The sequence below is a fragment of the Azospirillum lipoferum 4B genome (assembly GCF_000283655.1).
Classification (GTDB): domain Bacteria; phylum Pseudomonadota; class Alphaproteobacteria; order Azospirillales; family Azospirillaceae; genus Azospirillum; species Azospirillum lipoferum_C.
Genome location: NC_016585.1, coordinates 527,501 through 542,793, shown reverse-complemented (window position 1 = coordinate 542,793; position 15,293 = coordinate 527,501). Strand labels below are relative to the sequence as shown.

The following is a 15,293-nucleotide window of genomic DNA, read 5'->3' as shown; positions in this document are numbered from 1 at the left end:
TGCAAAGCCGAACCCGGTACGGCAGCCTAAGGGAAAGCCGATGAAAATCCTGGATTTTCTGGAAAAGAGCATCGCCGTCATCGGCATCATGGCCTTCGGGGGCTCGGTGCTTCCGCTGATGCTGACCGGCGGCGACCCGCTGGCCGGCGACCTGGATTCCGCCGGCGTCACGATGTTCTACGGCGGCATCTATGTCCTGCTGCTTGGCGCAATCGCGCTGAGGCCGGCAATCGCCTTCCAGATTCCCTTCGCCAGCCCGACACTGACGGCGATGGTCGCCTTCGCCTTCCTGACCGCATTGTGGTCGCTGTTCCCGGACGTGACGCTGCGCCGGTCCATCGCCTTCCTGTTCACCACGGTGTTCGGCATCTGGCTCGGCCTGCGGTTCCGCTTCCCCGAGATCATGCGGCTGATCGTGGTCGGGCTGTCGGTGCTGATGTTCGCCTCCTTCTTCATGATCTTCGCGATGCCGGAGATCGGGCTGGACAGCGCCCAGCATGTCGGCGCCTGGAAGGGCGTGTTCTTCCAGAAGAACGTGACCGGCCGCATGATGGTCTGGCTGATCCTGGCCCTGGTCTGGCTGGACTGGCAGAAGGAGCAGAGCCGCTGGGTCACCCGGCCGCTGATGATCCTGGCGATGCTGCTGATCGTCATGAGCCGGTCGGGCACCGGCCTGATCACCTCCATCCTGGTGTCGGTGGCGCTGCTGTCCACCACCATGCTGCGCGGCAGCATCCGCAACTTCGCCCCCACCATGGCGCTGCTGCTGGCCCTGCTGGTCATCATGATCACCGCGGGCGCCACCTTCTGGTACGACGTGCTCTATGCGCTGGGCCGCGATCCCACACTGACCGGACGCACCGTGCTGTGGGAGCACATCGTCCATTCGGTCGGCGAGCGTCCGCTGCAGGGCTACGGCTATGCCGCCTACTGGTTCGGCTTCAACGGTCCGGGCTCCAGCTTCACCCGCGACTGGGGCATCACCTCGGCCCACAGCGGCTGGCTGGAGCTGACGCTCGACCTCGGGCTGGTCGGCGTGGCGCTGGTGCTGGTGCTGCTCAGCCGCCTGCTGTTCCAGGGCTTCTTCGCCGCCCGCTACGGCAACAGCCGGCCCGAGGCCGCCTGGACCTTCGCCGTCGGCTGCGCCCTGCTGGCGGTGTCGGTGTCGGAGAGCGTGTTCGCCGAGCGCCATTCCATGAACTGGGTGATCGCCACCATCGCCGTGGTCCGTCTGGTCCAGCAGAGCCGTTGGCAGCGGATGCTGAACGACCGCGCCGCGGAGCAGGCGCGACTGCACCGGCATGCCCCGGCCGGGATGAACCCGTCGGGCATGGGGCCGGCCTACGCCATCCAGAGCCGGGGGCTCTAGCCGCCGCATCCGGCCTTCAAACAGCCGGCCTGCACAGGGCCACGCCACCAGCGACCTTTCCCAATTTCCTTCGACCGAAGGCAGACCCATGAGCCAGAACAACGAGCCGGCGAGCGTCAACCGTCCGGCAAATGGAAAACAAGGGGCCGGCAAGCAAGGAGCCGGCGAACAGGCGGCCAACGACGAGGCGGCGCCCAACGGGCAGGTCACCGTCGTCATCCCCACGCGCAACCGTCCGGACATGGTGATGCGGGCGGTGCGCAGCGCGCTCGACCAGACCTACCGCGACCTCGACGTGATCGTGGTGATCGACGGCCCGGATCCTGCCACCGCCTCCCATCTGGCGACGCTGGCCGATCCGCGGCTGACCGTGATGGAACTCGAGACGAACCACGGCGCGGCGGAGGCCCGCAACATCGGCGTGCGCGCCGCACGGGGCGACTGGATCGCCTTCCTCGACGACGACGACCATTGGATGCCGGAGAAGGTGGAGTTGCAGATGGCGGCCCGCCCGGCCGACATCCGCTTCCCCATCGTCAGCTGCCGCTGTCAGGTGGTGACCGCCCGCGGCACCTTCGCCTGGCCGCGCCGGCTGTCGACGCCGGCCGACGCCATCGGCGACTACCTGTTCGTCCGCCGCGGGCTGTTCAAGGGCGAGACCTTCGCCCCCACCACGACCCTGCTGACGCCCAAGGCGCTGCTGCTGCGCAACCCGATCCCCAAGTCCCGGTTCGACGATTGGGAATGGCTGATCACCTGCGGCCGGATCGACGGCGTGGCGCTGATCCATATCCCCGACGTGATGGCCGTCCATTACACCGAAGAGGACAACCGGGTCACCCTGTCGACCTGCCACAACATCAACCATGCGCTGGAATGGGCGGAGGAGATGCGCAACCACCTCTCCCCGCGCGCCTACGCCAGCCTTCTTCTCCAGGCGACCGGCGGCGAGCAGGCGGCCCGCACCGCTGGCACCCGCTGGCGGATCCTGAATTCCGCGTTACGCGACGGCCAGCCGACGCCGATGGCGCTCGCCACCTTCACCATGCATTCGCTGATGCCGGTCGGACTGCGACGCCGGCTGCGCCAAGCCCTGTTCTCCGCGTCCGACGCTGCCTGAGCCGGAAAAAGGACCCTGACGCCTATGGACAGCATCAACGACAGCCGCGCCCCCGGCCGTCAGCCGGAAACGGCCAAGCGCACCGTGGTCGTCTTCGCGACGCCGGGTGCGCTCGACGGCGGCGGCGGCATCGGCCGCATGACGGGCTATGTGGTCGACCAGTTCGATAAGACGGGGACGACCCGATCGATCATCCTCGATACCCGCGGCACCGGGAGCGTTCTGCTGTCACCCTTCCACCTCGGCCTGACCCTGGCGCGGATGGCCTGGATCCTGGCCCGCCGCCGGGCGTCGGTCGTGCACATCAACGTGTCGGAGCGCGGCAGCTTCCTGCGCAAGGCGGCGGTGCAGGCGGTGGCCGGGCTGCTGTCCTGCCCCACCGTCGTCCATCTGCACGGCGCGTCCTTCGTCGAGTATTTCGAAGGCGGCCCCTTCGCCCGCGCGATCAGCCGCTGGCTGTTCAACCGCTGCGGCCGGGTCGTCGTGCTGGGCGACAATTGGCGGGACTATCTGGTCCAGTCGGTCCGCACCGATCCCCGCAAGATCCGGGTGCTCTACAACGCCGTTCCCGATGTCGGCGCCGATCTCGGCACCCGTCCGCCACCCGAACCGGGGGCCGTCCTGTCCCTGCTGGTGCTGGCGAACCTGTCCGAACGCAAGGGCATCGGCACCCTGCTGCGCGCCTGCGCCCTGCTGAAGGAGCGCGGGCAGCCCTTCCGGGTCACCATCGGCGGCGGCGGCGACGTGGACGGCTACCGCGCCATGGCCGCTGAACTGGGCGTGGCGGAGGAGTGCAGCTTCCTCGGCTGGATCGGCCGGGAGGAGGCGCACGCCCACATCCGCTCCCACGACATGCTGTTGCTGCCCTCGACCCATGAAGGCCTGCCGATGGTCATCCTGGAGGCGCTGTCGGCACGGCTGCCGGTGATCACCACCCCGGTCGGCTCGATCCCGGAGGTGCTGACCGACGGCAAGACCGCACGGATCATCCCGGTCAACGACTCCGCCGCCCTGGCGGACGCGGTCGTGGAGGTCGGCAACGACCCGGCGCTCTACAGCCGGCTGGCGGAGCAGGGGCGCCGGCTGTTCCTGAAGCAGTTCGTGATCGACGCCTACGCCAAGTCCCTGCTGGCCATCTACCAGGAGCTGGACCGCAGCGGAACCGAGCTGTCGGGGGAGTTGGACAAGCTGGCCAGATCGGCCGCCGCGGCCTCCAAACGGCGGTGACGGCAACCGGTCGCCGGCTCGATGATCGGGGTAGAAAACAATTAGAAGCATATAACCGGAATGGAGAGTGCTGATGCACAGGTTGGGTAACCATACCGGCAGGCCAACCCGTTCGGTCGCTCCACAGCGTGCGGCTGCGGCATCGCGTAAACTTGCACCTGCACGTCGCCCGGTCACCGGCCGCGGAACGTTCCAACCGGCGGCAGCCGACCGGCCGCACCACAGCTTGCAATCCCCCGGCGCCTGACCGACAGGCAAAAGGGTTAGAGGCCTATAACAAAACAAGCCCGCCGCTGCCGTCGAAGGACGGACGTCACACGGTGAAAAGCCGGGACGCGAAAGAGGAAAGGCGGGCCGGGAAAGGATCAGGAGTGGACATGATTTACATCGTCTCCCCCGGCGGCACCCAGGAGAAAGGCGGAATGGGCCGTGTGGTCGACAACTTCACCACCGATCTCCGGCAGAATTGCCCGGATGTGAAGTTCGAGGTGGTCGACAGCTACGGTCCGGGCAAATTCCACCTGATGCCCCTCTACTTCGCACGGGCCACCGCCCGCCTCGCCGGCTGCTTCGTCGCCGGAAAAGCCGACCTCGTCCACATCCACATGGCGGAATATGGCAGCGTCCTGCGCAAGGGCATCCTGATCGCCATGGCCCGCGCCTTCGGCGTGCCGGTCGTCCTGCACCTGCATGGCGGGCGTTTCCCGAAGCATTTCAAGGACTCCAGCCCGATCATGCGCTGGGCGATCCGCCGCATGATGGCGATGACCGGCGAGATCGTCGTGCTGGGCGAATTCTGGCGCGACTGGGTCGCCGAGGCCTTCGGGCCGGAAGCGCGCCAGCGCACCACCCTGCTGCACAACGCCGTTCCCGGCCCGGCGAAGCCCCCCGTCCGCGACGATGCGGAGGAAGGCTTCGCCGGTCCGGTGCGCCTGCTGTTCCTCGGCCGGCTGATCAAGCTGAAGGGCATCGACGTCCTGCTGAACGCGCTGGCGTCCCCCGCCTGCCGCGACCGCAACTGGCAGGTCACCATCGCCGGCGACGGCGATCTGGAGACCTACCGCAGCCTCGCGACGGAGCTGGGCATCGCCGACCGCGTGACCTTCACCGGCTGGCTGGATCAGACCGGCTGCCGGCGCGAGCTGGCCAACGCCCATGTGCTGGTCCAGCCCTCGATGTTCGAAGGCCTGCCGATGTCGGTGCTGGAGGCGATGGCGGAAGGCCTGACCATCGTCGCCACCCCGGTCGGCAGCGTTCCCGACGCCATCGCCGACGGCGAGACCGGGCTGCTGGTGCCGCCGGGCGATGTCGCCGCGCTGGCCGGCACGCTGGCGCGGGTGATCGACGACCGCACCCTGCGCCGCAACCTCGGCGCCGGCGCCCGCGCCCGGTGGGAGCGCCAGTTCGACGTCGCGGTGTTCCGCGAGCGGCTGCTGGAAATCTACCGCCGCAACTCGCGCGGCAGCGTGAGCACGGCCCCCGCTGTCCCGGCCGGGCCGGTGCCGGCCTCCGGACCGACGGGCCATTCCAAGAGCACGACCGGCTGAAGTCTCGGATCCAGACCTGCTTCCGGTCTGGCCCGGCCGGGCCGGAAGCATCGACAAGAAGGAGGGTATGCACCATGAAGAGCGCCATCGCCAATCTGGTGCGCTGGTCGGGATTCGGTGCGATGCAGCGTTTCCTGAAGGCGCGCCACGGCGTCACCATCGTCGTCTACCACGACCCGACACCGGAGGTGCTGCGCGAGCATCTGCGGTGGTATTCGAAGCACTATGGCTTCACCACCCTGGATGCGGTGGCGACCGCGATGGAAACCGGCCGGTGGGACAAGCTGCCCGCCTATCCGCTGGTGATCACCTTCGATGACGGTCATCGGAACAACACGGAACTGGCGCCAGTGTTCCGCGAATTCGACCTGCGTCCGACGATCTATCTCTGCAGCCGGATCGTCGGCACCGCCCGCCCCTATTGGTGGAAGACCCCCGCCGCCGACGGCATCGGGGTGGAGCGGCTGAAGCGGGTCCCCGATCCCGAACGCCGCCGCCTGCTGGCCGAGGCCGGCAACGACCCCGACCGCGACGGCGCCGACCGCCAGGCGATGACCTGGGACGAGATCGCGCGGATGACCGACGTCGCCGATTACGGCGCCCACACCCGAACCCACCCCATCCTCCTGCAATGTGACGACAGCCGCTGCGCCGACGAGATCGCGCTGTGCCGCACCGATCTGGAGGAGGCGCTGGGCCGGCCCTGCCGCCATTTCGCCTTCCCCAACGGCGATTTCAGCGACCGCGAGGTCGAGGAGATCCGCCGCGCCGGCTACCGCACCGCGCGCACCATCGATCCCGGCTGGAACGACGCCTCCAGCGATCCCCTGCGGCTGAAGGCCTTCCCGGTGTCCGATGACGCGACGGTGGAATGGCTCAGCGTGCAGTTGACCGGCATTCCGGCGTGGCTGCGCAAGCGCAAGGGCGGCGGCAACGGCGCCGATGCCGGAGAGGTCATGTCCGGATGGTCGGGTACGATGACGAAACCCAAATCCGCAGGCATATGACCGCCAATTACTTTCGCATACCAAAGGTCAGGACACCGTCAACTGGCCCTATAACCGGACAACAGAGTGGCTAACCACAGACTTCTAGGCACTCCTATCCTTTGATCCCTCGCAAAGCAGCGCGATGATCACAATAAAATTGCATATCACGCCGATGCGAAATCAAAGGCCGGAACGACGGAAGGACCGCAGGCAGGGGGTCAGCCGCAACCCGCCCCCGGACAGTGCCGACGAAGCGCCAGAACCCCGTTTCGACGGACCTTTTTCGACAGAACCCCCTTTTGCGACGCAACCCAAGTCGACCGAACCCAGCAGGAGTTTTCAGAGACATGCGGACCGCCACCCTGACCGACACGACCCTGACCGCTCCCGCCCTGCCGGAAATCCGCGCGTTCATCGTGGAGAACTTCCTGCTTGGCAAGGACTCCGGCTTCGACAACAGCGAATCCCTGCTGGAGTCGGGGATCATCGACAGCACGGGCATCATGCACGTCGTCGCCTTCCTGGAGGAACGCTTCGGCATCGCCGTCGATGACGACGACATGATCGCCGACAACCTGGAATCGGTGGACCGCATCGCCGCCTTCGTCGGCCGCAAGCAGGAACTCCGCAACGCCGCCTGACCTCGCAGGGACCGGCGGCGGCGGAAGCGGCCACAGCGGACATGGCCGACACGGGCGCGGCCAGGAGGACGGGCAAAGGCAGGAAGGACACTCTACCCATGGCCCATCTGGTTCACCAGTTCCTCACCGACACGGCCCGGCGCGATCCCGACCGCACCGCGCTGATCGCCGGGAATGCCCGCCGCAGCTTCGCCGAGCTGGATCGTGAAAGCGACGCCATCGCCTGCGCGCTCCAGTCGGCCGGGATCGCCCGCGGCGACCGCGTCGCGGTGATGCTGGAGAACTCCATTGAGTATGTTGCCGGCCTCTTCGCCACCCTCAAGGCCGGCGGCGTCTTCGTGCCTGTCAATCCGTCCACCAAGGCCGACAAGCTGACCTACCTGCTGCCCGATGCCGGCGTCCGGCTCCTGATCGCACCGGCGGCGCTGGCCCGGCAGGTCCTGCCGGCGCTGGAGGCGGTGGAAACGCCGCCGGCCGTCCTGTGGGTCGGCGCCGGCCTGCCCGACGGCGCCACCGGCCTGCTCTACGCCGACGCGCTGGCGGCCCCACAGCGGCAGCCGGCCGATCCCGGACTGATCGACCAGGATCTGGCGGCGATCATGTACACCTCCGGCACCACCGGCCGGCCGAAGGGCGTGATGCTGACCCATGCCAACCACGTCAACACCAGCTGGGCGATCTCCACATATCTGGAGAACACGCCCGACGACGTGGTGATGTGCGTCCTGCCGCTGACCTTCGGCTATGGCCTGTCCCAGGTGATGACCGGCGCCCGCATCGGCTTCACCCTGGTGCTGGAGCGGTCCTTCGCCTTCCCGATGGAAACGCTGAAGCGCATGGTCCAGCACCGCGTCACCGGCCTGCCCGGCGTGCCGACGGTCTTCTCCACCCTGCTGGGGCTGGACGCGGCGAAGACCGCCGATCTCGGCAGCCTGCGCTATCTGACCAACGCCGCCGCCCCGCTGCCCGCCGCCCATCTCCGCCGCCTGCGCGAGCGGTTTCCGCAAGCCCTCTTCCATTCCATGTACGGCATGACGGAGTGCTGCACCCGCATCAGCACGCTCAGCCCCGCCGAACTGGACGCGAAGCCGGCCTCCGTCGGCCGCGCCATCCCCAATTGCGAGGCCTTCGTCGCCGACGAGGAGGGCAACCGCCTTCCCCCCGGTCAGCTGGGCGAGCTGGTGGTGCGCGGCGCCAACGTGATGCGCGGCTATTGGAACCGGCCGGAGGAGACCGCCCGCCGCCTGCGCCGCGGTCCCCAGGGCGAGACGCTGCTGTTCACCGGCGACCTCTTCACCCAGGACGCCGAAGGGCACCTCTATTTCGTCAGCCGCAAGGACGACATGTTCAAGTGCCGCGGCGAGAAGGTCAGCCCCAAAGAGGTCGAGAACGCGCTGTACGAACTGGACGGCGTGCTGGAGGCCTGCGTGATCGGCGTCCCCGACGAGGCGGACGGCTTGGCGGTCAAGGCCTTCCTCGTCCCGCGCGACTGTGCGGCCCTGTCGGAAGCGGCGATCCGCCAGCACTGCCGCGGCCGGCTGGAGAGCCACCTCGTGCCGAAATTCATCGAGTTCCGCGACAGCCTGCCGAAGACCGACTCCGGAAAGATCCGGCGGGCGGAACTGGTTGGGGTAATGCAAGCGTCCGATGGCAGCATCGGTCCCCTCTCCCGCGTAGCGGGGGAGGGTTAGGGAGGGGGCAAAGCCTTCCCATTCCCCGAACACCACCAAGAACAACACCCACCCCAGGACAGAGAGCACGCTCATGTGTGGTGTCGCCGGAGTTCTCGCAGGATCGCATGCCGAACCGCCCGGTCTGGACGAGCTGAAGCGCATGATCGCCATGCTGGGCCACCGCGGTCCGGACGGCTACGGCTTCTATCGTGACGACCGGATCGGGCTTGCCCATGCGCGGCTCAGCATCGTCGGCCTCGCCGGCGGCTTCCAGCCGATCCACAACGAGGACCGCACCCTCTGGATCAGCTTCAACGGCGAGATCTTCAACCATGTCGAATTGCGGCGGGATCTGGAGGCGCGCGGCCACCGCTTCTACACCCGAACCGACACCGAGGTGATCGTCCACGCCTTCGAGGAATACGGCCCCGCCACCTGGGCCATGCTGAACGGCCAGTTCGCCATCTGCCTGTGGGACAGCAAGCGGCGCGAGCTGTGGCTGGTCCGCGACCGGCTGGGCATCCTGCCGCTGTTCTATGCGCGGCGCGGCGATCATCTGGTCTTCGCGTCGGAGGCCAAGGCCCTGTTCGGCGGCGGCCGGGTGACGCCCGCCTTCGACCCGGCCCGTCTCGCCCAGGTCTTCACCCATTGGAGCACCGCGCCGCATGGCAGCGTGTTCGCCGGGGTGGAGAGCGTGCCGGCGGCCACCGCCATCCGCGTCGACTCCGCCCTTGCCCTGCATGTCGACCGCTACTGGCAACCCGACTTCGCCGCCGATCCCTCGCTCGCCAAGCTGTCGCTGGACGAGGCGGCCGACCGGCTGGAGGAGAAGCTGCTCGACGCCATCCGCCTGCGGCTGCGCGCCGATGTGCCGGTCGGCGTCTACATCAGCGGTGGGCTCGACAGCTCGGTGATCGCCGCGCTGGCCCGCAAGCTCGACACCACCCACATGCACAGCTTCGGCGTCCGCTTCACCGATGCCGGCTTCGACGAGACGCCGCAGCAGCGGCTGGTCGCCGGCCATGTCGGGACCGAGCATCACGACATCCTCTGCAGCCCGCAGGACATCCAGTCGGCATTGCCCGATGTCATCCGCCACGGCGAGACGCCGCTGGTCCGCACCGCCCCCGCCCCGCTGTTCCTGCTGTCGCGTCTGGTGCGCGAGTGCGGCATCCGCGTCGTGCTGTCCGGCGAGGGCGCCGACGAGTGGCTGGCCGGCTACGACATCTTCAAGGAGGACAAGGTCCGCCGCTTCTGGGCGCGCCAGCCCGACAGCAAGGCGCGGCCGAAGCTGCTGGGCCGCGTTCATCCCTTCGCTGCCGTCAACGGCCAGAAGGACAGCCCGCTGTGGCAGGCCTTCTTCAAGCGCGGGATGATGGATACGGAGGAGACCTTCTACGCCCACCGCACCCGCTGGCGGAACACCGCATGGTCGCAGCGCCTGTTGTCCGCCGATGTTCAGGCCGCCGCCGACGATGCCGCCTTCGAGGCGCATGTGGCGGCCCATCTGCCGGACGGCTGGTCGCGCTGGTCGCCGCTGGCGCGCAGCCAATGGGCGGAAATCGCCACCTTCATGACCCCCTATCTGCTGTCGGCGCAGGGCGACCGCGTCGCCATGGCCAACGGCATCGAGGTCCGCTATCCCTTCCTCGACCCGGCGGTCGACGACCTCTGCGCAGCATTGCCGGACCGGGTGAAGATGCTGGGACTGCGCGACAAGCTGGCCCTGCGCCGGCTCGCCGCCCGCCATCTGCCCGCCGAGATCTTTCAGCGGCCGAAGCGCCCCTACCGCGCGCCGATGACCACCGCCCTGTTCGGCGACGGCGCCCCGGACTATGTCCGCGACCTGCTGTCGCCGGAAGCACTCGCCCGCTACGGCCTGACCGACGCCGACGCCGTCTCCGCCCTGGCCGACAAGGCTCACCGCCAGAACGGCCGCATGACCGGCGAGCGGGAGGAGATGGCGCTGGTCGGCACCCTGACCCTGCAGTTGCTGGCCCATTACGTCCATGACGAGCTTCCCCAGCGCATCCGCGACCAGCGGGCCGCCCTGGACCGTGCCGAAATCCACGTGCTGGAAGACCGGGCATTGAAAGATCGGGATGCCGACGCCCGGACCGTCACGCCACAGCCCACTGCGGCCTGACCGCCGCGCGCCCAATCGACCGACGATGCATCAACCCCCATCGGGAACCGTGACCATGCTGAACGCCCTGTCCTCGCCCCTCGCTCAGTTCGATTCCAAGGCTCTCGATCTGGATTGCGCGGCCGCGGCGCGTGAGATCGAAAACGCCATGCAACGCATCGTCGCCCAGGATCTGCGCCGCCAGGGCATCGTGCTCGGCGTGTCCGGCGGCATCGACAGCTCGGTCTGTGCCACGCTCGCCGTCCGGGCCCTGGGGCCGGAGCGCGTGCTGTGCATCCTGATGCCGGAAAAGGAAAATTCGCCGAAGAGCACCCGTCTCGGCACCCTGCTCTGCGAGCATCTCGGCGTCACCCCGGTGATGGAGAACATCACCGGTCCGCTGGAGGCGCTGGGCTGCTACGAGCGGCGCGACAACGCCATCCGCCGGCTGTTCCCGGAATTCGGGCCGGGATGGAAGCAGAAGATCGGTCTGGCCGGCAACCTGCTGGACGCCGACCGCGTCAACTACTTCACCCTGACCGTCGAATCGCCGGAGGGGGAGCGCCAGACCAGCCGCATGCCGGTGGACGTCTATCTCGACGTCGTCGCCGCCACCAACCTGAAGCAGCGCATCCGCAAGACGGTCGAATACACCCATGCCGACCGCCTGAACTACGCGGTGCTCGGCACGCCGAACCGGCTGGAATATGAGCTGGGCTTCTTCGTGCGCGGCGGCGACGGTCTGGCCGACCTGAAGCCGATCGCCCACCTCTACAAGTCGCAGGTCTACCGGATGGCGGCCTATCTCGGCCTGCCGGCGGAAATCCAGGCGCAGTCGCCCAGCACCGACACCTACACCCTGCCGCAGTCGCAGGAGGAGTTCTACTATGCCCTGCCCTACGACAAGCTCGACCTGGCGCTCTGCGCCTACGGCCACGGCGCCACGGAAGAGGAAACGGCGGCGGCCCTGGACCTGACGCTTCCGCAGGTCCGTCGGGTCTACAAGGACATCACCGCGAAGCGCCGGACCTCCGCCCGCATCCTGCGCAATGCCCAGCTGGTGCAGCCGGTATCCGTCGGGGATGAAGCATGAGCGTCATCGACTGGAAACAACGTGGCGTCGGACGGTACGAGCCGGATGACCGCGCCGCCCTCGACGCTTTCCAGCGGGCTCATTTCGGCGCCGAGGCCATCCAGCTGTGTCCCGACCACTTCCACTGGCTGTTCGAAGAGCCGCCGGAACGGGAGCATGAGGGACCGCAGCTCTGGCTGTGCAAGCGCAACGGTGCCGTCGTCGGCCAGCAGGGCGGCATTCCGTTCGCCCTGAAGGTCGGCGAGCGCAACCGCAGGGCCTCCTGGGCGATCGACCTGATGGTCGCCCCGGAATGGCGCTTGCGCGGCGTCGGTCCCGCCCTGTCGGAAACCCATTCCAGCGCCAGCGACCTCGCGGTGTCGCTGTCGATGACGGAGGCCGCCTACAAGTCCTACAAGCGGGCGGGCTGGCTCGACCTCGGCAATGTGCCGACCTATCTGCGGGTGATCGATCCGTTGCGCTGCCTGCGCGTCAGCCCCTATGGCGGCGGCTTGGCCAAACTGGTCGCCCGGATCGGCAAGCCGGCGCTCGCCACCGCCTCGATGGGCTACGGACTGTCAGCCAAGCTGCTCGGCGTCCGGCTGGTGGAGATCGACCGCTTCGACTACCGGGTCGACGATCTGTGGGAGGCCGCCTCGCCGCAGCACCCGGTGATCGCCCGGCGCGACTGGGCCTTCCTGAACTGGCGTTTCGACACCACGCCGCAGGCCGACCGCTTCCGCCGCTTCTACGTCATGCGCGGCGAGACCGTGCTGGCCTATGTCGTGCTGCGCGTCGATCATTGGAAAGGGGAGCCGGTCGGGGTGATCTGCGACTATCTGGCCCGGCCGGGCTGGCTGGTGGCCGCCTTCTCGCTGATGACCGAACTGGCGCGCCGGCAGGGGATGGTCGCACTGATGTGCCGGACGCTGAACGCCCAGGCGGCGCGGCCGCTGTCGATGATGGGCTTCCTGTGCCTGAAGAACGGCCTGCACACGCCGACCCGCATGATGGTGCGCCCGGCGCTGGACCAGCCGGAGCTTGCCGGGCCGACCGGCGATCCGAAGAACTGGTTCGTCACCGTCGCCGACAGCGACATGGGCTTCAAGGGCCTGGGCGAGTAGAGGAAGCCGGCAATCCACTTGCACTGCCAAACCCACTTGCACGGCCAAACGCGAAAAGGCCGCCTTCCCACAAGGGAGGCGGCCTTTTCGCTGTTCGCGATAAAATCGAGTTTCAAGTGACGGGATGCGTCTTCGATGACGTCCATGGAGCGGCTTACCGCTGTGCATGGCGCTCGGTGAGATCAAGCCGATCGAGCGATTAGTAAGGCTTAGCTTCAGGCGTTGCCGCCCTTCCACATGCCTCCTATCGACGTGATGGTCTGTCACGGCTCTCAAGGGAGCTCTGGTTTAGAGGTGGGTTTCCCGCTTAGATGCTTTCAGCGGTTATCCCGTCCATACTTAGCTACCCGGCCATGCCACTGGCGTGACAACCGGTGCACCAGAGGTATGTCCATCCCGGTCCTCTCGTACTAGGGACAGATCCTCGCAAAACTCCGACACCCACGGCAGATAGGGACCGAACTGTCTCACGACGTTCTAAACCCAGCTCACGTACCACTTTAATCGGCGAACAGCCGAACCCTTGGGACCTGCTCCAGCCCCAGGATGTGATGAGCCGACATCGAGGTGCCAAACGACTCCGTCGATATGGACTCTTGGGAGTCATCAGCCTGTTATCCCCGGCGTACCTTTTATCCGTTGAGCGATGGCCCGTCCACGTGGAGCCACCGGATCACTATGGCCGACTTTCGTCTCTGCTCGACTTGTCAGTCTTGCAGTCAGGCGGGCTTATGCCATTGCACTCGACGAGCGATTTCCGACCGCTCTGAGCCCACCATCGCGCGCCTCCGTTACACTTTGGGAGGCGACCGCCCCAGTCAAACTACCCGCCATGCAGGGTCCCGGACCCGGATCACGGGCCACGGTTAGATGCCAGAGACTTCAAGGGTGGTATTTCAAGGTTGGCTCCACCCGGGCTGGCGCCCAGGCTTCCAAGCCTCCCACCTATCCTACACATGAAGTCCCTAGCACCACTGCAAAGCTGTAGTAAAGGTGCACGGGGTCTTTCCGTCTGACCGCGGGAACTCCGCATCTTCACGGAGAGTTCAATTTCGCTGAGTTGGTGTTGGAGACAGCGGGGAAGTCGTTACGCCATTCGTGCAGGTCGGAACTTACCCGACAAGGAATTTCGCTACCTTAGGACCGTTATAGTTACGGCCGCCGTTTACCGGGGCTTCAATTCAAGGCTTGCACCTCTCCTCTTAACCTTCCGGCACCGGGCAGGCGTCAGACCCTATACGTCGCCTTGTGTGGCTTCGCAGAGCCCTGTGTTTTTAGTAAACAGTCGCTACCCCCTGGTCTGTGCCCCCCGCCTGGACTTGCGTCCAAACGGGGCCCTCTTCTTCCGAAGTTACGAGGGCAATTTGCCGAGTTCCTTCAACACCATTCTCTCAAGCGCCTGGGTATACTCTACCAGTCCACCTGTGTCGGTTTGGGGTACGGTCTATACGGCGGGGCTGTTTCCTGGAACAGGTCCACAGCATGTCCAATCCGATAAGGACATACACGCTTTCCCATCCGTCACCTCCGCCAGGCCCAGGACTATTAACCTGGTTCCCATCGACTACGCCTTTCGGCCTCGCCTTAGGGGCCGGCTCACCCTGCGTGGATTAACCTTGCGCAGGAACCCTTGGACTTTCGGCGACAGTGTTTCTCACACTGTTTGTCGCTACTCATGTCAGCATTCTCACTTCCGATACCTCCAGGCGGCCTCACGGACACCCTTCGCAGGCTTACGGAACGCTCCGCTACCGCGTGATCGAAGATCACACCCGCAGCTTCGGTACACGGCTTGAGCCCCGATACATTTTCGGCGCAGGCCGGCTTAACTAGACCAGTGAGCTATTACGCTTTCTTTAAAGGATGGCTGCTTCTAAGCCAACCTCCTGGTTGTCATGGCCTTCCCACATCCTTTCCCACTTAGCCGTGATTTGGGGACCTTAGCTGGCGGTCTGGGCTGTTTCCCTCTCGACGATGGACCTTAGCACCCACCGTCTGTCTGCCGCGCTCTGCTCACGGGTATTCGGAGTTTGGTTAGGTTTGGTAAGGCTCGCGCCCCCCTAGCCCATCCAGTGCTCTACCCCCCGCGGCAATACGCGACGCGCTACCTAAATAGCTTTCGCGGAGAACCAGCTATTTCCTGATTTGATTGGCCTTTCACCCCTAGCCACAGGTCATCTCCGACTTTTTCAACAGGCGTGAGTTCGGTCCTCCAGTGCGTGTTACCGCACCTTCAACCTGCCCATGGCTAGATCATCAGGTTTCGGGTCTAAAGCATGCAACTCGGTCGCCCTATTCAGACTCGCTTTCGCTGCGCCTCCACCTATCGGCTTAAGCTCGCTGCATACTCTAAGTCGCTGACCCATTATACAAAAGGTACGCCGTCACTTCGCAAGGAAGCTCCGA

At 66.4% G+C, this 15,293-nt stretch carries 10 protein-coding genes and 1 rRNA gene (1 of these 11 cut by a window edge); 10 read left to right on the top strand and 1 reads right to left on the bottom strand.

What is annotated here, in order from left to right:
- The first annotated feature begins 40 nt into the window (after window positions 1-40).
- The 10 genes from AZOLI_RS16235 to AZOLI_RS16190 all read left to right on the top strand — a co-directional run bounded on the left by AZOLI_RS16235 (window position 41) and on the right by AZOLI_RS16190 (window position 12,887).
- Entirely contained in the window at window positions 41-1,369 is a 1,329-nt protein-coding gene (locus AZOLI_RS16235; protein WP_014188250.1) for an O-antigen ligase family protein, read from the top strand.
- Window positions 1,370-1,457: 88 nt separating this feature from the next.
- Window positions 1,458-2,489: a glycosyltransferase family 2 protein gene (locus AZOLI_RS16230; RefSeq protein ID WP_014188249.1), complete on the top strand. Its 1,032-nt coding sequence runs from the start codon at window positions 1,458-1,460 to the stop codon at window positions 2,487-2,489.
- 24 nt (window positions 2,490-2,513) lie between these two features.
- Window positions 2,514-3,716 carry a glycosyltransferase family 4 protein gene (locus AZOLI_RS16225; RefSeq protein ID WP_014188248.1) on the top strand — a complete coding sequence of 401 codons (1,203 nt, stop codon included), beginning with the start codon at window positions 2,514-2,516 and terminating at the stop codon, window positions 3,714-3,716.
- A 377-nt stretch (window positions 3,717-4,093) separates the two neighbouring features.
- Complete coding sequence (locus AZOLI_RS16220) at window positions 4,094-5,263, top strand: glycosyltransferase family 4 protein (RefSeq protein ID WP_162488228.1); 1,170 nt, start codon at window positions 4,094-4,096, stop codon at window positions 5,261-5,263.
- Between the two features lie 74 nt (window positions 5,264-5,337).
- Window positions 5,338-6,270 (top strand): polysaccharide deacetylase family protein, encoded by a 933-nt coding sequence (locus AZOLI_RS16215; RefSeq protein ID WP_014188246.1) that lies wholly within the window; start codon window positions 5,338-5,340, stop codon window positions 6,268-6,270.
- 329 nt (window positions 6,271-6,599) lie between these two features.
- A complete protein-coding gene (locus tag AZOLI_RS16210) occupies window positions 6,600-6,893 on the top strand; it encodes an acyl carrier protein (protein WP_014188245.1) in 294 nt (97 codons plus the stop codon).
- Between the two features lie 98 nt (window positions 6,894-6,991).
- A complete protein-coding gene (locus tag AZOLI_RS16205) occupies window positions 6,992-8,584 on the top strand; it encodes a class I adenylate-forming enzyme family protein (RefSeq protein WP_014188244.1) in 1,593 nt (530 codons plus the stop codon).
- 73 nt (window positions 8,585-8,657) lie between these two features.
- Window positions 8,658-10,712: an asparagine synthase (glutamine-hydrolyzing) gene (gene asnB, locus AZOLI_RS16200; protein ID WP_014188243.1), complete on the top strand. Its 2,055-nt coding sequence runs from the start codon at window positions 8,658-8,660 to the stop codon at window positions 10,710-10,712.
- A gap of 55 nt (window positions 10,713-10,767) precedes the next feature.
- A complete protein-coding gene (nadE, locus tag AZOLI_RS16195; RefSeq protein ID WP_014188242.1) occupies window positions 10,768-11,784 on the top strand; it encodes an NAD(+) synthase in 1,017 nt (338 codons plus the stop codon).
- Complete coding sequence (locus AZOLI_RS16190) at window positions 11,781-12,887, top strand: GNAT family N-acetyltransferase (protein WP_014188241.1); 1,107 nt, start codon at window positions 11,781-11,783, stop codon at window positions 12,885-12,887. Before nadE ends, AZOLI_RS16190 begins: the two co-directional genes overlap by 4 nt.
- 178 nt (window positions 12,888-13,065) lie before the next feature.
- Here AZOLI_RS16190 and AZOLI_RS16185 read toward each other — a convergent pair.
- A 23S ribosomal RNA gene (locus AZOLI_RS16185) occupies window positions 13,066-15,293 on the bottom strand; it runs 518 nt beyond the window's last position.

Excerpts from the sequence above, each read along its gene's own strand:
- AZOLI_RS16225 (WP_014188248.1), top strand. The coding sequence starts at position 2,514 with ATGGACAGCATCAACGACAGCCGCGCCCCCGGCCGTCAGCCGGAAACG.
- AZOLI_RS16220 (WP_162488228.1), top strand. The coding sequence starts at position 4,094 with ATGATTTACATCGTCTCCCCCGGCGGCACCCAGGAGAAAGGCGGAATG.
- AZOLI_RS16230 (WP_014188249.1), top strand. The coding sequence starts at position 1,458 with ATGAGCCAGAACAACGAGCCGGCGAGCGTCAACCGTCCGGCAAATGGA.
- AZOLI_RS16210 (WP_014188245.1), top strand. The coding sequence starts at position 6,600 with ATGCGGACCGCCACCCTGACCGACACGACCCTGACCGCTCCCGCCCTG.
- AZOLI_RS16190 (WP_014188241.1), top strand. The coding sequence starts at position 11,781 with ATGAGCGTCATCGACTGGAAACAACGTGGCGTCGGACGGTACGAGCCG.
- asnB (WP_014188243.1), top strand. The coding sequence starts at position 8,658 with ATGTGTGGTGTCGCCGGAGTTCTCGCAGGATCGCATGCCGAACCGCCC.
- nadE (WP_014188242.1), top strand. The coding sequence starts at position 10,768 with ATGCTGAACGCCCTGTCCTCGCCCCTCGCTCAGTTCGATTCCAAGGCT.
- AZOLI_RS16215 (WP_014188246.1), top strand. The coding sequence starts at position 5,338 with ATGAAGAGCGCCATCGCCAATCTGGTGCGCTGGTCGGGATTCGGTGCG.
- AZOLI_RS16205 (WP_014188244.1), top strand. The coding sequence starts at position 6,992 with ATGGCCCATCTGGTTCACCAGTTCCTCACCGACACGGCCCGGCGCGAT.
- AZOLI_RS16235 (WP_014188250.1), top strand. The coding sequence starts at position 41 with ATGAAAATCCTGGATTTTCTGGAAAAGAGCATCGCCGTCATCGGCATC.